Here is a 16,090-nt window from a genome sequence, read left to right as displayed (position 1 = left end):
TCGTTCACGAGTTACACCGCATTGTAGTAAGGATGACTAAGGAAAATGACGAACTCTCCCGGTATTGGTGCTAATACTGCGTGTGGCTTGCAGCGTAGGATACGGGCGGCGCTTGCCTGCCTGATTGCTTGCGCTTTCATGGCCTGCCTGGCCGTTTTGCCGCACGCCGCAATTGCCGGTGAGGTGGACGCCAAGCCTCAGCCGACCGGAGACTGGGTTCCGATGAATTCAGGGAGTAATGGTTCGCAGACAGCACAGAGCGTTGCTGCGGATGCACCTTCTCCGGCGATGGCGCAGGCTTCCGGTGCGTGGGTGCCGTTTCAGCCGGGGCAACGCTCGAACGTCGATGACACGGATTCGGTAGCTGTGGCGAGCAGGAAAGCTTCGTTGCCTTCAGTTCAGGAAGCGGCGCACAACGACGCGGACGCCAAGGCAGCATCCACGATAGCCGTCGCCGCCAAATCGGACCTGAAAGCAATTGCAGCTGGACGTTCAGTAGGTAGCAGCGGCGCGTCTGCACCTCTGGAACCAGCCGGACGTGTGCCGACGCTCTCCGCCGGCGCACTGACGTACAAATACCGCTCGCCTGAGTCAGAAGCGCATGAAGTAGCGCAGGCGCGAGCATCTGCATCGACGAAGGAAACCGCCCTTGTGGACGTTCGATCGCAACTGGCGAGCCAACCTGCTGTCGAGTCGACGGCGCGCCATGCCGCTGCGCCGACGATTGCAGATTTGCATCCTTCGGTCGTTGAAGTTGGCCGCGGCGCGTCGGTCACCGGGGTGCCAACGCCGGGCAAGCTGAATGTCGTAGTGCCGGTCGAACGGAACACGCCGCCTCGCCCGGTCACCACGGCCAGAATTGATGCGCAGCGTGACGGCACGCAGAGCGCCAACCTGAATCAGCAGCATCGCGCTCAGACCATTGCACAGGCCGTCCCGCCTGTGCGCCAGTCGTCCGACGTCAAACCGGCCAATGTGGTTTCGCCCCCGGCATCGCGCGCACCCGCGATGGCGACGTTCGCACCCCTGCATTCATCCGCATTGACCGCAGCAACGTTGAGCGCTTCGCCCTTCGAGCTTGAGGCCTCCAAAGGAACCCGTTTGCCGGTGCCGGTTCTGAACGCGACTGGTTCCCCTGCGCGCGAACTCCATATCGGCTATGTCGCAGCGGGCGTTGACGACGCCGCTGCGAATAGCGGCTCGATCACGTCCGTCCCGGCAGCGATGAGCGGGTTCGAAGCCGCGATGGCTGTTGCCGCCTCAGACGCGCAGGGGCGGCCTGCGCAGGGACATTGGGAGCGCCGGCAGGCTGACCAGCAGGAGACGGCGTCGGATATGGTCCGCAGCGAACTGGGTTCGTCGGCAAACGCAGCGTTGCAGAAGTACCTTAGTCGTTATGGCACAACCCGTATCGATGTAGGTGGCGGCAACAAGTTTCACAACTACAGCTTCGACATGCTCGTTGCGCTCAAGGAGACGAAGAAGACCGTCTGGTTCACCCAGCTGGGCTATCGCCGTTCGAACTCGCTTACCGACAGCTATCGAACGACCGCCAATCTAGGGTTAGGCATGCGCACGTATGTGGACGATTTTCGCTGGTTGCTGGGCGCGAACGTTTTCTACGATCGCGATCTGACGCGACAGCATCAGCGACTTGGCGTAGGACTGGAAGCGTGGACTGACTATCTGAAGCTGTCCGCGAATGGCTATCTTCGTCTGACGAACTGGCGCGACTCGGAAGATATCGTCGGATACATGGAAAGACCGGCCAACGGATTCGATATTCGCGCGGAAGGCTATTTGCCGAAATTCCCCCAACTGGGTATGAAGCTTGTCTACGAGAAATATTTCGGGAATGAAGTAGGGCTGTTCGGCGACACTGCGCTTCAGAAAAACCCGTCAGCAGTGACGGTTGGCCTCACTTATCAGCCGGTGCCGCTCATCGGGTTTAACGTCAACTACCGGCGCGGTCAGGGCGGACACTCCGACGGCGAGGTGCAGGCACAGCTTCAATATCAGATGGGTGTACCGCTTATGGATCAACTTGACCCGTCGCGCGTCGGATTGAGCCGGCAGATTCGCTTCAACCGACTCGATCTTGTCGATCGCAACAACGAGATCGTGCTTGAGTACCGCAAGAAGCTCGGTCATATCACCCTGCCGCCGAGCGTCAGTGGCTATCCTGATACGGTCGTGAGCTTTGCCGTCAACGCATATTCGGGCGTCGGTTTCAAGTCGCTCGCCTGGGAAGGAAGTGCGAGTACGTTCGCCGCAGCGTACAGTGGTGCGACCGGCACATTGAATCTGCCCGCGTATACCCCGGGCGGCACGAACACGTACGATTTGCGTCTGGTCGGTATTGAAAAGGACGGCACGCGAGTCACGTCCAACACCATGACCGTGAACGTGAGCCAGACGACGTTCTCGGTTTCGGCGTCGAAAACGACGGCAGTCGCCAACGGCGTTGATAGCGTCACATTTACCGCGTCGGTAGCGGGAAATGGTGGTGAGGGCGTGGCCGGGCAGACTGTACGTTGGAGCATTGCTTCCGGACTCAAACTGATTTCCTCGACGACCACAACTGATTCGAGCGGCCGCGCGACGGCAACCGTGAGCACGACGACCGCGGGTACGTTTACTGTTGAGGCATACGACGTATCTTCGTCAGCGAGCGCGAGCGCTTCGGCGACATTCACCGCTGACAATTCGACTGCCTCAGTGACCGGCCTTGTTGCATCGCCGTCATCGATCGCGGCGAACGGGGTGAGCACGTCCACGCTGACGGCTACGCTGAAGGATGCGTACGGTAATACGATCGGTGCTGGTGTTTCTGTGAGCTGGTCGACGACCGGTGGCGCGCTCGCGGCGCAATCGAGCACGACGAACAGCAGTGGCGAGGCGACTGTTGTGCTGACCTCAGCCACGCTCGCCGGTACGGCTACGGTCACGTCAACTGCGGTCTCCGGCAGCAAGACCGCAACGGTCACTTTTGTCCCTGACGTCGCGACCGCACAGGTCACGGCCTTGAGTGCGTCGCCAGCGTCGATTACTGCAAATGGCACAAGCACGTCGACGCTCACTGCCACGATCAAGGACGCATACGGCAATCAGTTTGGCGCCGGAGTGAGCGTGAGCTGGAGCACGAGCGGGGGGACGCTTTCGGCCTCGACAAGCTCGACTGGCAGCAACGGGGAGGCAACGACAGTTCTGACGTCGTCCACTACTGCGCAAACGGCGACCGTCACAGCCGCCGCCGTGGCTGGAAGCAAGACGGCCCAGGTTGCATTCGTGGCTGACGTCACGACAGCCAGGGTGTCGACGCTGACCGCTTCGCCTTCCAGCATCACGGCTAATGGCACGGCGACGTCTACGCTGACCGCGACGCTCAAGGATGCCAATGGCAATGCGCTCGGCGCTGGTTTGAGCGTGTCGTGGAGCACGACGGCAGGTACGCTCGCGGCAAGTTCGTCAACGACTGATAGCAACGGTCAGGCGACTGTTGTCCTGACCGCCTCGACGACCGCCCAGACCGCGACGGTGAGCGCAAGTGCAGTGGCGGGCAGCAACACCGCGAGCGTCACCTTTGTGGCTGATACGACTACTGCCACGGTGTCCTCGCTTGTTGCGTCGCCGACCAGCATCACTGCGAACGGCACGTCGACGTCGACGCTGACGGCGACGCTCAAGGATGCGTATGGCAATGCACTGGGCGCAGGGTTGACGGTGACCTGGAGTACAACTGTGGGCTCGCTGTCCGCAAGTTCCAGTACCACGAACAGCAGCGGCGTGGCAACCGTGACCCTCACTTCGTCGACATTGGCGACGACCGCGACGGTTACGGCGAAGGCGACGGCCGGCAGCAAGACAGCAACCGTAGCGTTTGTAGCTGACGCGACGACCGCTCACGTTGTCTCGCTTGCTCAATCGGCGACCAGCGGGACGGCTGACGGCACCAGCACGACCACCTTTACGGCAACGGTTCAGGATGCAAATGGCAACCTTGTTAGCGGCGCAACGGTGACCTGGTCGACGACACTGGGAACGCTGTCCGCAACGTCGACTTCGACGAATTCGAGCGGCCAGACCAGCATCACGTTGACGGCGCCGTCTGCTGCGGGAACCGCGACGGTCACTGCGGCGGCAACGGCAGGCAGTGCAAGTGGCGCGGTAACGTATACGAGCGCTCACAGCTATCAACTGACGATCAGCAGTTCGACTGCGGTCGAGAACGGTGGTCTGGATACGGATGCGATTGTTGTGGGAACACTGACGGACAATGGCGTTGCAGTGAGCGGGGCAACGGTTAGCTACTCCGCGGCCCACAGTGGAGGCAGCACGGTGACCGGAACGAAGACGACCGATTCGAGTGGTGAAGTCTCGATTACCATCGCTGGTCAGGCGGTTGATACGTCGGAAACCGTGACTGTTACCCTCACGGCAGAGGGGCAAACTGCATCGACCACTGTTGTAGTGGAGCGGACCACGTCGGGACACTAGCCGGTTCCTCTGTGATCCAGACGAAGGGCTGATCGGGTTATCAAACTGAAACGCTGCTGAAGCCTGTATGACGTCATTGGCCCGCCTGTTGCAAGACCGGCGGGCCTTTCTCTTGGATCTGTTCCATACTGGCGAGTGTGGTCGTTGTGCTCGCAATAATCCGTAATAAAGAAAGGTGCGAGAAATACTTGTGCTGTACGTTTAACGGACATAGAATAAACACAACTGCTCGCGATACAGGAGCGACGCAGAAAGCCAGAAGCAGTACCACACACGCTAAACGGAGTCATTGATGAAAAACGCAATCCTCGCATCGCTTCTCGCACTTGCTGCCGTTTCGGGCGGCAACGCTATCGCCGCAACGTCGCTGCAGGCCTCGAACGTTCAGGCAAACGATGCCGTGCCGGGCGCATCGAACGGCACCATCGGTCAAACGCCCGACGGCTACGAAATCGCGGGTGTGAATCGTCCGATGTGGGGCACCTACAAGCACAGCATGGCGTATATCGCACGCCAGAACGTGTACAAGGGCCACTGATCCTCGCAGCACTCTTAACGTAGCCATGCCTCGCGTGAGGCTGGCCGCAAACACCACACAGCCAGGAACCGAAAGACATGAAACAGGTTAAGTACGCAGCACTCATCGCACTCGCGCTCACCATGCACCTTGGTACCGCTTCGGCTGCTCAGAAGGCAGAGGCCGCCGTGCCGACCGCATCGAACGGTACGATCGGCCAAACGCCCGATGACTACGAAATCGCCGGCGTGAAGCGTCCGATGTGGGGCACCAGCACGCACAGCATGGCGTACATCGCGCGCCAGAACGTGTACAAGGGTCACTGATCGGCAGCGCAACAGTGAGAGGACGGCCGCGCCTCGCTTGAGGCTGGCCGGATAACGCCAACCACGCAACGGACGGACCATCATGAAACAGGCAAAGTTCGCAGCACTCATCGCATTTGCGCTCACGATGCATCTGGGCACGGCTTCGGCTGCGCCGAAGGCAGACGAAGCCGTACCGACGGCGACCAGCGGCACGATCGGCCAGACTCCGGATGGTTACGAGATCGCGGGCGTTGCGCGGCCGATGTGGGGTACGTGGAAGCACTCGCAGGCATATCTGGCACGCCAGAACATCATGGCGCACCATTGAGCACGAATACCTGGTGCAACGCGCACCGTTACCGGCCCGGCGGGCGTTGTGCTTGGTTGCACGACGCCCGTTTGCTTTTGCAAACAGGGAATCGAAGGGTGGACGAGACGCACCTTATAATCCGACGTGGCTGGAATGGTCCAGCCTGGAAGCCTCGTTGGAGTGGTGATATGACGAAAGCTGCGATGCCATATCCCAAGGGGGATCTGCGTCGAATGCTGAGTGTGCTGTCGGCAATCGATTCGGCGGCGGGCGCGACTGTAGCGCAGGTGTCGACCGTCACGGGTCTTTCCCGTCAGACGGTTACCGATCTGATTCATTCCGCCGCACAGCAGGCAGGCGTTCGGATCCGGAAAAGCGGCAGTACATATCAGATTGTGGATTGGGGGCCGGTGATCAGGAAAGCAGGCGCGGTGCTGGCGCTCTCTGGCGAGCTCGAAGGCCGGGCAATCGAGGAGTAGTGTGCCCGCTACAGTGTTGGCCTGATTGGCGCCGATTTACCACGGCGTCGCCGAACAAAAAAAGCCCGCATTTCTGCGGGCTTTTTCTTTGGCAAACAGGATCCGCTTAGAACTTGTGGCGGATGCCGACGTTGACCATCGTTTGCGACGCCGTGCCGCTGTAGCCGTACGAGCCGATCGAAGCCTGGGCGGCCTCGGTCGTGCCGTCTTCGTTGCGCGTCGTGCCGCTTGCGTGCTGATATGCCGCCGTCAGGTAGACGTCCGTGCGCTTCGAGAGGTTGTAGTCGCTGCCGAGCGAGAACTGGTGGTAGTTCGCCGACGTGTTGCCGCTCGCGTGCGTGTAGCTGTAGCCAAAACCAACCAGCAGGGCCGGGTTGATCTGGTAGTTCACGAAGCCTTGAGCGGTGTTGTACTTCTCGGTGCCGGTGTAGTTCGATGCGCCGTCCGAAGCATACTGCGCGTTGCTGTAGCCAGCGCCGAACGTGAACGAGCCCGCGACGTACTGTGCAGCGATACGGGCAATCTGCAACGAGTGGGCCGTCTGGTAGCCTTCGTTGATTGCGCCGTTGAACGTGTTGCCCGACGTGCCGCTCCAGCCGTCATCTGCATCACGTGCGCCTGCCGACGCTGCGGTGTTGGCCGCGTAGAAGTAGCCGCCGGCGATCGAGAGCTGGCCTGCCGTGTACGACAGCGCTGCCGAGTACGTCTGCTCCGAACCCGTCGAACCGGCCACGCCGCCGAACGAGTACAGCGCTTCAGCCTGGAGGCCGTAGAACACCGGCGAAACGTACTTGATCGCGTTGTTCGCGCGGAAGCTGTTGTCGTAGTTGTCGACGTCGCCTGCGGTTGCAAAGACGGAACCGAAGTAATTGTCGGCGGTGATGCCCTGCACCATGTCGACCAGCGGATCGTACTGGCGGCCGAGCGTGACGCTGCCGAACTGGTCGCTGGTCAGGCCGACGAACGCCTGGCGACCGAACATCAGGCCGCCCTGGCCCGCTGCGCCGGTGCTCGGGTTAAAGCCGTTTTCGAGCTGGAATATTGCCTTCAGGCCGCCACCGAGGTCTTCGGCGCCCTTCACGCCCCAACGCGAGCCCGACAGGTTGCCGGCGCTGCTGTTGCCGAGCGCCCAGAGGTTCTTGCTGCCCGATGCGTTGTTGACGTAGGTAATTGACGTATCGATGGTGCCATACAGCGTGACGCTGCTTTGCGCGTGTGCGACGGTGCCCGTGGCGAGCAGCGCGATCGAGAGTGCGGTCAGGTGAGTCTTTTTCATTGTCGTCCTTGTATGTTGCGGAAAAACTGAACGCAGCTTACCTGACGTGGCACGACATTAAAAAATGTTTTACGTTGTGCACTTACAACATTACGCGATCATGGCAAATTCGAAAATCGCCGTTCGCGCCTGAACGGGCAGTGATTGCGCGGGAATGTGACGGCAACTCCGGCGAATGGAATGCAAGGGGGGATAGTATTACCGTTCATGACGTTGTCATTTGGCGGTAGTCTGTCGCCGCGATGGGATCTGGCGAGGCCGCCTTGTTAATTTTGCGTGCCCCGCTGGCTGACGGATATGAAAGGTTTGCGGTCTCGCTGGAGAGCGGCGGCAACATGGTGTCGCCGTGCAGAGAATGCGTTGGATGGTCGATGCGATCCGGCGGCGGACCCGCCCGATAAACCTGCCGTCAGCTGCGCGTTGCGCGAGCCGGTTTGCGTGCGCGCGCCTTTCCCGACGTTTGCCTCGGATTCCTAAGTTCGCGTCGGACTGCTTCCGCATCGCGTTGTAGTTTCTTGACGAATTCCTCTACAAAGTCTGTCGTGCCAATGCCCAGCGCGCCGCACCAGGCATGCAGTTCAATAAGGTCGAGTCGACGTTCGCCCCTTTCGCACTTGCTCACAAAGGTCTGGGTTGCGCCGAGGCGCTGAGCCACGTCTTGCTGCGTGAGTCCTGCGTCGATGCGCGTCTGTCGAATAAAGCGAAGAAACACCGCGTATTCGGGCGTATGGATGGACTTTTCCATCGGGTAACTCAATGAACGGAGCGCACAGGTTGCACGCCGTTTTCGAATAGACCAAAATCGACTATCCACCTCACGCGGCGCGTGACTCTGGCGATGGGCAGCAATGCAGTGCGCGAGGAATAGGGGCTGTTTGCAGGGCAGATGCGCGATCCGTTTGCCTGGTATCCTTCCGGCATGCATCCAATGGGATGGCAAGAAGAACGATTAAGGCAGAGAAGCAGATGAGCAGAGTACAAACCGTGCGTTGCCGCCGTGGCACGAAGCGGTCGGGGTCAGACGGCGCGAACGCGGCCAGGGTTGCCCGTCATGGGTAGTTGGTGGTTACGTCTGGGATGGCGGTGGGCGGCTTATAGCGCGCTGGTGTTGATTGTGGGTCCTGCGATCATGCTGTTTGCTGCGCTCGCGCTGGATAGTGGTTTGTCATTCGATAATCTCGCAGCGGAATACTACGAAGGAGCAGCGATCGCCTCGACGCATCCCGCGCCCGCGGGCTCGATTGAGGTCATGACTTGCCCGGGGCATACCGGCATGGCCGCCACCATCCAGCCCTGCGAAGCCCCGGCGATGTCCCCCGTCCCCGTGGCAGCGTTGATCCAGACGCTGGCCGGCCGGATGCGCGCAATTTACCTGTTCGGCGTCGTGCTGTCATCGATCCTCGTGTTTGCAATGCGACTGTGCTTCAGTACGTTTGCAAAGGCTAGGGCAAGTGCAACGCCCGTGCAACGGGAGGGCGCCCACGAGATAAGCGCCGCACCGTTCGTCCTCGACGCCTGGGCTTGCCCGACACGTCGGGACGCAACCGGGGCAGCTGCGCACACGCCGGCTGCATCCCACTCCTCTGAGCGCGCCGATCGACTGGGTGCCCGCGCAACTGTCAGAAAGAGTTGAAGGAGCGGTTGCGTGCAGACCGCAGCGCGACGGGACACCGGCGCGTCGCGCGATGCGATCGCGCGTGCTCCGGGATCTTTAATGTCGGTTACGCCGCTTTTTCCGAGGTTTTTCGAGATGGCGCGGGATATACTGGAAAGGAGCGCTTCGCGTTTTTTCTCTCGTAACACACCTCGAAACTGAGGCTATTCCGAGATAGAAACGAATGAATACCAAACGCGCCAAAGTCCTTACCCCCGCCAAATTCCGCCACCTTATTCGCGTAACTCAGGCCGTCAGTCGTTATCCTGAGCGTGACACGCTGATCCTGATGCTTGGGTTCACATGCGGTATGCGCATCACTGAGATAGCGCGCCTTGAGGTGCAGCAAGTGCTATCGCGTCAGGGGCGGCTTCTTGAGGAGATATCGCTGCCCGGTCGCATCACGAAAGGCTGTCGGCCTCGCTGTGTGTTTCTTTCACACCCCAAAGCAATCGACGCATTCGACCGGTATGTTGAGTGGCGCTACGAGCGTGGCCACGGCACCTTCCTCGATCGACGGGAATATCGAGGCTTGATGCCGCAGACGAGGCTTGTCGTAACGCAACAGGGTGGCGCATTTGCGTTGAGTACAAAGCGCAGGGTTAATGCCGAAGGTCAGACGATCGAGTACCTTGCGGCAGACAGCCTTCAAGACTACGTTACCGAACTCTACAGGCAGGCGGGGCTAGGCACCGGATATTCTTCGCACTCCGGGCGTCGGACCTTTGCAAGCCGCATCGTCGCTAACGGGCACTCGCTCGAGACCGTGCAGATTCTCCTTGGTCACTCCCACCTCGACCACGTTTCGCCGTACCTCGAAGTCCCAATGCGAGAACATTTGGATGCAGTGACGGCAATCGACCTAGGCACATAAAAGATGACGTGACAGGTCACCTGATAGGGTATAAAATTCCCCGTGCGTCACAATTGACGCCTCAATTTGGGCGGCTGTCTCCGCGCGAACGCCTGCGCGAAACGCGGGCTCTAAACGATTAAACCTTTATCGGGGATCTTATGGATGACAAATTTACAAAGCAGCCGCAGCGTTCTCTGAACGCGGCGTTGATCGCTGTTGGTGTTGGCTGCTTCATCGGTTTGTCAGTTCTTTACTCGGCTATCCATGTAGTTCCGGCCGGTCACCGCGGTGTTGTGAAGCTTTTTGGCGACGTTCAAGAGCAACCCCTTCCCGAAGGTCTTCATATCCTGAATCCGTTGGCTCGGGTCGTGGACTTTAACGTCCGATTTCAAAGCGCGACGGCTGAAAAAGCAGAAGGTGGAACCTCGGATCTGCAAGAGGTATTCGAAGATTTGACGCTAAATTACGAATACGATCCGGCCCACGCGCCCTACGTTTACAACAACTTCGGTGACGACTCCGACATTGAGGCGAAATTCATTGTCCCGGCGTTGTACGAGTCATTCAAAGCTGTCACGTCACAGTACACGGCGGAACAGCTGGTAACCCAACGCGCCCGCGTGTCGTCCGATATTGTTCAGAAGCTTCAATCGAAGCTGACGAAGTATCGAATCATCGTTTCAGACATCAACGTGCAGAACTTCCACTTCGACGAGAAATTTGCGGATGCCGTCCGTCAGAAAGTCGTCGCTGGGCAACAGCGCCTCACTGCGGAACAGAATCTCGAGACAGCGAAAGTTGCTACCGAACAGCGAATCGTCGAGGCTGAGGGGCAGGCGAAAGCGATTGCTATCCAGGCGCAAGCTATTCAGCAGCAGGGCGGTGCTGAATACGTTTCGCTCGAAGCGGTCAAGAAGTGGGACGGGCATCTGCCTACCCAGTGGTCCGGTTCGGCGATTCCGTTCGTCAACTTCTCCGGTCAAAAGTAAAACGGGACGGAAAACACATGAAACTATATGCCGCCATCGTTTGTACACTGACTATCGTTGAAATCGGGTTGGCAAATGCGCAAGTCCCGATCGCCAAGCCAGAGAAGATGGCTGATTTCGCCTCGCAAGTTCAAGCGACCGCGGACAAGATCGCGGCGGTGCCGAAAATCCCCTTGATGCTACTCAGCGACTTGCAAGACGCCACGCCTCAAATGGTTATGCTCCGCGAGCGCGACGGGCAAAAGTGCTCCTACATTGGAGAACTCAAACCGTCTCGCAACGTGTGGTCGATTTCGATCACAAGAAAGAATTGCCCGGATGGGCTGTCGTCTCCTGTTGCACTCGTCGTTCCACTGCGCAATCTCGCTACGGACCCCGGATACGCTGCCGGATCGACGGTGATTGCCTACCAAGTGAAAAGCGCCGCGAAATAGGAAAACGCGACAGACGATGCTGAAACTGATTGCACGGCCGCTTCGTCCAGGTGAGCCCGATCTTCTGGCGGGGAACGAGCGGGAGCCGTTATTCCTCCGAGCCTTGGGCGGTCAAGCAACACTTCGCATTGACCCAGCGCCCACATGGACGCATGAAGAATTGGACGCGGCTGCCGGGCGAGTGGACGTGATGGCTTTCGCCACTGAGCATTTCGGTGCCGACGCGTTCCTCGGCGGCAGGTGGATCGGCAGTTCGGAAGTCTAAGATACGGAAAATCATCATGTACGACGAACAGACGTTTGATGGTGGAGTTCAGGCGCGGACGGTTGCCGGGGGCATTGTCCAGCATCCAGTCGTGATAACGCTCGATGGCGTTGCAACTGAGTTGACGCTCGCTGACGCGATGAAGCTGCGCGATGGTCTCGCCGCATCCATCGCCGCTACGGAAGCAGCTGAGAGCGTCGTTCTCGCGCGCAACGGGCATCACTTCATCCTCGGCAAGACGGAGCACGGCATGTCGCCTGTCCCGTCGAAGCTGCCCGCGTAACGGCACCGGAAAACGATGAAGACGATTCGCTGGATACTCGCGACCTATCTGCCAATGCCAACGGCACTGGCGACGGCGCTTGAGAGTGGCGTAGTGCGTACCACCGAGACCAAGCAAGGGACTACTGTTTATTGCATCGCGCCTGGCGTCGCGGATAAGGATTCGATCTGCCGCGCCATTGCTCAACGGAAGTTGTGGGAACTGCTCGCCGTGTGCGGGTTCGGCCTGGCTATCGGCACGGCTGCGGCGGGCGTCGCCCACTACTTCTCGATGTAATCGGAAAACCGGTAACTGCATATGAACAAGAAAATAAATTCCGTAGCGACGCTGACCCGCGAGACGACAGCGCAAGCGCTGTCGTGCCTCGCGCCGGTCATGGGGCTCTACACGCTCTTTCTGATTTGGCCGTTTGTGCGGGGTGAAGACGGCTATGTGGGCCTCTCGGTCATCCGAGCTATGGCCAGCGGCATCGCCCGCGTGACGTGGCTTGCCACGGGACACATAAGCGATGCCGCGTTCGGCCCTGTCCCCGCTTCGGCCTCCGATGGTCTGTGGCGCGCCGGCCTGTATTACTTCGATGGGTTCGCCGTTTGTGTGGCGGCTGCGGCTGGAATCATGCTTGCATGCACTGCGGCGAGCCGCGCGCTGGTCGTCGGCTGGCACGTATTTATCGCCGACGTTCGCAGCAAAGGCATTACCGCTGCGGTTGCTGGATCGACAACCGAATAACAGACGACTCGGAAAACGACATGCCTCGACCGACCCTATCCATTGATGACTGGAAATGCCCTTGGTGCAAGGAGCATCACCGCTTCGAAAGCGCGGCAGCAGGCGCGTGTGCGGAAGGCGATCTGTCTGGCTTTGTCGATCAGCTAACGTGCCCGTCTTGCGAAAAGGATTCGATGGTTTCGTTAAGCATCCAGTTTCGCGCCGAAGCTGTCACGGAGTAACCAAGGAAAACAGTATGCCTCTCTTCCGATGCGAGACGTGCGGCTGTATCGAGAACACCGCTACGGGGTTCTTCTACGGAAAGGATGCTGCGCACTGGCCTGACGATGTGCGAGGAAAAGCGCTTTGTTCTGCCTGTGGGCCAGCAATTGGGCCAGATGGTAAGCCAACTGGTTTTGGAGCTTGGCACGGCGAGTTTACCCGCGAAACAGCGACTGGAATGCTAATCGACAATCGTGGATTTTTGAGGGGCAAGGACGAAGCGTTGCCATCATCAGTGACGATCGTTGGCGTGGTCAAAAGCCTTTAATAACGGAATGGAAATCAAATGACAGAACCAAAACGCATGTCTATGCCAGCGCAGATCTTCTTTGGCGGAATCGGCGGGCTATTCGTAGCCAGCGCTCTTGCGTGGAGCGCTGCGGCCTTGAATTTCGGATTGCGGCAAGTGCTCGATGGCTTGCCCGTACTTGCGGTCGTTTGCGCCTTCATTCTGATGGCGATAACGGCTGTGCGTTGTTGGTGGGTTAGATCCTATTTTCCTATTGTGCTCTGCGTGCTCTACATCGCTGGAATGGGTTTTGTATTCATGTTGTTTAACTATTCCGGGCGTACAGACGATGCGCTGCTGTTGCGGCTGTTTTCGATTGTGCCGTGGGCATTCTTTGGCATATGTCTTACGAGTGCCTTCTTGAGTTTCACGGGCGCGGAGCAGCCGAGCGCGGCGGATTAACCCAACGGAAAACGTCTTAGACAAAGGAAAGCGCCCTCGCTCGATGCGCGGGCCGAACAGGAAAACGGAAACATCGCCATGAAGAAAATTTTGCTTACGATTTTGCTGGCCGGAATCGGCACCCACGCCAACGCCGCCGCTACGGCGAATCAGGACACGCATGTATGCCCTGACGGCCAAACGAAGGAATTGGCCGTCCTGACCTACGTCTACATAACCTCGAATTTCGTGAACAAGGTTGTGTGTTCCGGCGACGTGAACACCGAAGTAGGGGTGCGGGATTTGATTGCGCGAGTGAGCAAGGAGGTCGGGTCTAACAATCAGAGCATGGCGCTTGTTAATCTGATCCCGCTTGTCAACAAGTAGGCAATTTTCGTTGTTTGACCACGGAAAAAACTAGATGAATTTGTCTGAAGCAACGCTGTTCCGAATTTTTGATTCGATTGCCGCCGTTGTGTTGGCCGCTATCTATTTTGGAGTGGCGCACTGGCTATTTCGCGTGCTCTTTCCGGGAGCGTCGCACGCGGTTTTAGACACGGTTGCTGGCATCGGCGCGATCATCATGGGCCGGGTCAGTTTCCGAATGTTCAAATCCGTGAACCCAAAAGGCTGAACGGAAAACGGGGATAGAGATGGAACTGAAAGCGTGCACCACGATCTTGCTTCTTGATTTTGCAATCGGCAGTCCGAGCCTCTTCGTGGACACGCACGGTCTTCCGCATGTCGCGAAGGTAGCATGGCTCGCAGTGCTGGCCGCCGGCGCAGTGCTTGCGACCGTCCTGCACGTCAAGGGCGACTGAATCGCCATAACTCGGAAAACGCGATGGGAACGCACGTGGAAAGTCTGCTGAATCAGGAACAGGCCGTTGCCATGAATGCTGCTATGGCATATCCAAGCAGGGTAGGTGGGACGTTAGAGGTCAACCTTCCCTTGGAGTCGGACCAGTCCATTGACTTGAGCCAGTGGGAACGCGATAGGATTCGCCTCCTTCAGCAGTGGGAAAGCGAGAAGACACAAGCGCTGTCTTTGGATATAAAGCTGCTCAAAAGCGGGAAGATCGAGGTTCAGGTTGTCGGGGTCGACGGGTTGTCAATATCCGGGTTGATCGAGCGGCACATCGACATAAACGCATTCGCGACCCACTACGGCATCTAATCATCGGAAACTAGCGAAGATCATGCAGACCAACAAACACATTGAAATCGTCTCGCGCAGCGCAGGGAACGGAATCGTGGTGTCCCCCTATGTTGGGTCGGACATACGTGACATAGCTGCTGCGATGGTCGAACTAGCGAAAGCCGAAGGCGTCGCAGTGCAATGCGATATGAACGGCATCAAACTGCACGCGGACGATTCGAGCGCTGCGGAATCGATTTATAAGTCGTACCGCGATGAAGTCGAGAGGCGCGCTGCGGCGTGGAGAGAAAGCCCGGAGGGTCGCGCGGTTCAGGCCGAGAGAGAGCGACGTGAGGCTGCGAATGTTGGCGCACTTCGTGAGTTGCTGGCTGAGCTGCCTACGCAGATCGGAACCGAATCGGGACTCGTTGCGTGGGTTGGCCGCTTGGCCCTGCTGGATCGCGCAGATTTCGATACGCAGGCCGTCGCAGACCAGCTAGAAGCGGCTGGGTACGTGCGCAGCGAATTCGTTGGCGACAAGAACCCGACCCCCTCGAAATCGCATGTAGCACGCTGGATCATCGGGCAGGCGATCGACTGCCTTCGCAAGAAGCACGGCGTCCATTCCGTACTTTCGATGCACGCCGAGAAGTACGCTACGGCGAACACCTGACACGACTCGGAAAACCATGAGCAACGGAATTCATCTTGTGTGTCATGAGACGAAGCAAGCAGTGCATGTGGCTGAAGTCTCCTCATCCTGGTATCGAGGCCCGGACTATGCCGCGATTGTCGGCGCTTTCTGCCATGCACATGCTGGCCGCAGTCTTGTCACCACGCTCGGATTCGGGGACGACGCTGAATTCAGCGAGTACGAAAAATGGACGCCTGAGAACGTTGAGGAGAATTTCAAGGCGATGATGACTGATTCGGCACTTCATCTGCCGCATATCCTCGCGCGTGTCAAAACTGGTTGGCGATAAGTCGAAAAACCGCAATGACGTATATACACGCATTAGCCCAATGGGCATCAACGTATCCAGCCGACTTCTCCCTCCGGGTGAGTGCCGGGGCGTTGCTGGTCGTGATTCTCGTGGCGGCTGTCCGACACGGCCTGTTTGGGCGCCGCTAACCGGCATCGGAAAACGGAAATGGTGATGCGCTTTATTCCTACGGTTTATTCTCCTTTGGGCGGCTCGCTACCCCGGGCCGACGAGCGGGCGAAAGTCGACTTCATTCGCCAGCATGTGAGGCACGGGTGGACGGAAAGCGACGCGACAGCGCGTTATGAGTTGTGGGTCGCGCGAGCCATCGACACGAACCCTGATCTTGACGACCACTCGCACCGCGAGCTGGCTGACAGAGCGATCACCAGCGCCCGCAACTCATCGCGAGCGCAGGACTAGGAAAACGTCGATCGAAAT

General features: G+C 58.8%; 22 protein-coding genes. 20 read left to right on the top strand and 2 right to left on the bottom strand.

The window, feature by feature from the left end; translation table 11 throughout:
* Positions 1–45: 45 nt before the first annotated feature.
* The 5 genes from LDO54_RS32695 to LDO54_RS32675 all read left to right on the top strand — a co-directional run bounded on the left by LDO54_RS32695 (position 46) and on the right by LDO54_RS32675 (position 6,111).
* On the top strand, positions 46–4,497 hold the full coding sequence (locus LDO54_RS32695; RefSeq protein WP_224015963.1) for an Ig-like domain-containing protein: 4,452 nt from the start codon (positions 46–48) through the stop codon (positions 4,495–4,497).
* Positions 4,498–4,789: 292 nt separating this feature from the next.
* The gene (locus LDO54_RS32690) at positions 4,790–5,035 is read left to right on the top strand and encodes a hypothetical protein (RefSeq protein ID WP_224015961.1); all 246 of its coding nucleotides are present in this window, start codon (positions 4,790–4,792) and stop codon (positions 5,033–5,035) included.
* A 77-nt stretch (positions 5,036–5,112) separates the two neighbouring features.
* Positions 5,113–5,340 (top strand): hypothetical protein, encoded by a 228-nt coding sequence (locus LDO54_RS32685; RefSeq protein ID WP_224015958.1) that lies wholly within the window; start codon positions 5,113–5,115, stop codon positions 5,338–5,340.
* Positions 5,341–5,422: 82 nt separating this feature from the next.
* Positions 5,423–5,650, top strand: a complete 228-nt coding sequence (locus tag LDO54_RS32680) for a hypothetical protein (protein ID WP_224015956.1) — start codon at positions 5,423–5,425, stop codon at positions 5,648–5,650.
* Positions 5,651–5,820: 170 nt separating this feature from the next.
* Entirely contained in the window at positions 5,821–6,111 is a 291-nt protein-coding gene (locus LDO54_RS32675; protein WP_224015954.1) for a helix-turn-helix domain-containing protein, read from the top strand.
* Positions 6,112–6,217: 106 nt separating this feature from the next.
* Here LDO54_RS32675 and LDO54_RS32670 read toward each other — a convergent pair whose 3' ends face one another.
* Positions 6,218–7,387, bottom strand: a complete 1,170-nt coding sequence (locus tag LDO54_RS32670; RefSeq protein ID WP_224015952.1) for a porin — start codon at positions 7,385–7,387, stop codon at positions 6,218–6,220.
* Positions 7,388–7,796: 409 nt separating this feature from the next.
* Positions 7,797–8,132 carry a helix-turn-helix domain-containing protein gene (locus LDO54_RS32665; RefSeq protein ID WP_224015950.1) on the bottom strand — a complete coding sequence of 112 codons (336 nt, stop codon included), beginning with the start codon at positions 8,130–8,132 and terminating at the stop codon, positions 7,797–7,799.
* 306 nt (positions 8,133–8,438) lie between these two features.
* Between LDO54_RS32665 and LDO54_RS32660 the strand changes: the two genes are divergently transcribed.
* The 15 genes from LDO54_RS32660 to LDO54_RS32590 all read left to right on the top strand — a co-directional run bounded on the left by LDO54_RS32660 (position 8,439) and on the right by LDO54_RS32590 (position 15,649).
* Positions 8,439–9,020 (top strand): hypothetical protein, encoded by a 582-nt coding sequence (locus tag LDO54_RS32660; protein WP_224015948.1) that lies wholly within the window; start codon positions 8,439–8,441, stop codon positions 9,018–9,020.
* 205 nt (positions 9,021–9,225) lie between these two features.
* The gene (locus tag LDO54_RS32655; protein WP_224015945.1) at positions 9,226–9,915 is read left to right on the top strand and encodes a tyrosine-type recombinase/integrase; all 690 of its coding nucleotides are present in this window, start codon (positions 9,226–9,228) and stop codon (positions 9,913–9,915) included.
* 140 nt (positions 9,916–10,055) lie between these two features.
* Entirely contained in the window at positions 10,056–10,886 is an 831-nt protein-coding gene (locus tag LDO54_RS32650; RefSeq protein ID WP_224015943.1) for a prohibitin family protein, read from the top strand.
* Between the two features lie 17 nt (positions 10,887–10,903).
* A complete protein-coding gene (locus tag LDO54_RS32645; protein ID WP_224015932.1) occupies positions 10,904–11,320 on the top strand; it encodes a hypothetical protein in 417 nt (138 codons plus the stop codon).
* A gap of 16 nt (positions 11,321–11,336) precedes the next feature.
* On the top strand, positions 11,337–11,585 hold the full coding sequence (locus LDO54_RS32640; RefSeq protein ID WP_224015930.1) for a hypothetical protein: 249 nt from the start codon (positions 11,337–11,339) through the stop codon (positions 11,583–11,585).
* A gap of 16 nt (positions 11,586–11,601) precedes the next feature.
* The gene (locus tag LDO54_RS32635; protein ID WP_224015927.1) at positions 11,602–11,868 is read left to right on the top strand and encodes a hypothetical protein; all 267 of its coding nucleotides are present in this window, start codon (positions 11,602–11,604) and stop codon (positions 11,866–11,868) included.
* A 15-nt stretch (positions 11,869–11,883) separates the two neighbouring features.
* A complete protein-coding gene (locus LDO54_RS32630) occupies positions 11,884–12,144 on the top strand; it encodes a hypothetical protein (protein WP_224015925.1) in 261 nt (86 codons plus the stop codon).
* Positions 12,145–12,165: 21 nt separating this feature from the next.
* Positions 12,166–12,597, top strand: coding sequence for a hypothetical protein (locus tag LDO54_RS32625; RefSeq protein WP_224015923.1), 432 nt, complete (start codon positions 12,166–12,168; stop codon positions 12,595–12,597).
* 547 nt (positions 12,598–13,144) lie between these two features.
* A complete protein-coding gene (locus tag LDO54_RS32620) occupies positions 13,145–13,549 on the top strand; it encodes a hypothetical protein (RefSeq protein ID WP_224015922.1) in 405 nt (134 codons plus the stop codon).
* Positions 13,550–13,627: 78 nt separating this feature from the next.
* Positions 13,628–13,915 carry a hypothetical protein gene (locus LDO54_RS32615; protein WP_224015919.1) on the top strand — a complete coding sequence of 96 codons (288 nt, stop codon included), beginning with the start codon at positions 13,628–13,630 and terminating at the stop codon, positions 13,913–13,915.
* 34 nt (positions 13,916–13,949) lie between these two features.
* A complete protein-coding gene (locus LDO54_RS32610; protein WP_224015916.1) occupies positions 13,950–14,162 on the top strand; it encodes a hypothetical protein in 213 nt (70 codons plus the stop codon).
* A 19-nt stretch (positions 14,163–14,181) separates the two neighbouring features.
* The gene (locus tag LDO54_RS32605; protein ID WP_224015913.1) at positions 14,182–14,349 is read left to right on the top strand and encodes a hypothetical protein; all 168 of its coding nucleotides are present in this window, start codon (positions 14,182–14,184) and stop codon (positions 14,347–14,349) included.
* Positions 14,350–14,384: 35 nt separating this feature from the next.
* Complete coding sequence (locus LDO54_RS32600; RefSeq protein ID WP_224015910.1) at positions 14,385–14,705, top strand: hypothetical protein; 321 nt, start codon at positions 14,385–14,387, stop codon at positions 14,703–14,705.
* Positions 14,706–14,727: 22 nt separating this feature from the next.
* Positions 14,728–15,339, top strand: a complete 612-nt coding sequence (locus LDO54_RS32595; RefSeq protein WP_224015908.1) for a hypothetical protein — start codon at positions 14,728–14,730, stop codon at positions 15,337–15,339.
* Positions 15,340–15,355: 16 nt separating this feature from the next.
* On the top strand, positions 15,356–15,649 hold the full coding sequence (locus LDO54_RS32590) for a hypothetical protein (protein ID WP_224015906.1): 294 nt from the start codon (positions 15,356–15,358) through the stop codon (positions 15,647–15,649).
* Positions 15,650–16,090: the final 441 nt, after the last annotated feature.

The sequence above is a fragment of the Paraburkholderia tropica genome, assembly GCF_914484835.1.
GTDB lineage: Bacteria > Pseudomonadota > Gammaproteobacteria > Burkholderiales > Burkholderiaceae > Paraburkholderia > Paraburkholderia tropica_A.
This window is presented reverse-complemented; position numbering and strand designations above follow the sequence as displayed.

Bases quoted from the DNA above. Each gene is read 5' to 3' on its own strand.
- LDO54_RS32605 (WP_224015913.1), top strand. From the start codon at position 14,182: ATGGAACTGAAAGCGTGCACCACGATCTTGCTTCTTGATTTTGCAATC.
- LDO54_RS32610 (WP_224015916.1), top strand. From the start codon at position 13,950: ATGAATTTGTCTGAAGCAACGCTGTTCCGAATTTTTGATTCGATTGCC.
- LDO54_RS32645 (WP_224015932.1), top strand. From the start codon at position 10,904: ATGAAACTATATGCCGCCATCGTTTGTACACTGACTATCGTTGAAATC.
- LDO54_RS32690 (WP_224015961.1), top strand. From the start codon at position 4,790: ATGAAAAACGCAATCCTCGCATCGCTTCTCGCACTTGCTGCCGTTTCG.
- LDO54_RS32635 (WP_224015927.1), top strand. From the start codon at position 11,602: ATGTACGACGAACAGACGTTTGATGGTGGAGTTCAGGCGCGGACGGTT.
- LDO54_RS32595 (WP_224015908.1), top strand. From the start codon at position 14,728: ATGCAGACCAACAAACACATTGAAATCGTCTCGCGCAGCGCAGGGAAC.
- LDO54_RS32675 (WP_224015954.1), top strand. From the start codon at position 5,821: ATGACGAAAGCTGCGATGCCATATCCCAAGGGGGATCTGCGTCGAATG.
- LDO54_RS32655 (WP_224015945.1), top strand. From the start codon at position 9,226: ATGAATACCAAACGCGCCAAAGTCCTTACCCCCGCCAAATTCCGCCAC.
- LDO54_RS32665 (WP_224015950.1), bottom strand. From the start codon at position 8,132: ATGGAAAAGTCCATCCATACGCCCGAATACGCGGTGTTTCTTCGCTTT.
- LDO54_RS32650 (WP_224015943.1), top strand. From the start codon at position 10,056: ATGGATGACAAATTTACAAAGCAGCCGCAGCGTTCTCTGAACGCGGCG.
- LDO54_RS32685 (WP_224015958.1), top strand. From the start codon at position 5,113: ATGAAACAGGTTAAGTACGCAGCACTCATCGCACTCGCGCTCACCATG.
- LDO54_RS32660 (WP_224015948.1), top strand. From the start codon at position 8,439: ATGGGTAGTTGGTGGTTACGTCTGGGATGGCGGTGGGCGGCTTATAGC.
- LDO54_RS32625 (WP_224015923.1), top strand. From the start codon at position 12,166: ATGAACAAGAAAATAAATTCCGTAGCGACGCTGACCCGCGAGACGACA.
- LDO54_RS32590 (WP_224015906.1), top strand. From the start codon at position 15,356: ATGAGCAACGGAATTCATCTTGTGTGTCATGAGACGAAGCAAGCAGTG.
- LDO54_RS32670 (WP_224015952.1), bottom strand. From the start codon at position 7,387: ATGAAAAAGACTCACCTGACCGCACTCTCGATCGCGCTGCTCGCCACG.
- LDO54_RS32680 (WP_224015956.1), top strand. From the start codon at position 5,423: ATGAAACAGGCAAAGTTCGCAGCACTCATCGCATTTGCGCTCACGATG.
- LDO54_RS32615 (WP_224015919.1), top strand. From the start codon at position 13,628: ATGAAGAAAATTTTGCTTACGATTTTGCTGGCCGGAATCGGCACCCAC.
- LDO54_RS32640 (WP_224015930.1), top strand. From the start codon at position 11,337: ATGCTGAAACTGATTGCACGGCCGCTTCGTCCAGGTGAGCCCGATCTT.
- LDO54_RS32630 (WP_224015925.1), top strand. From the start codon at position 11,884: ATGAAGACGATTCGCTGGATACTCGCGACCTATCTGCCAATGCCAACG.
- LDO54_RS32620 (WP_224015922.1), top strand. From the start codon at position 13,145: ATGACAGAACCAAAACGCATGTCTATGCCAGCGCAGATCTTCTTTGGC.
- LDO54_RS32695 (WP_224015963.1), top strand. From the start codon at position 46: ATGACGAACTCTCCCGGTATTGGTGCTAATACTGCGTGTGGCTTGCAG.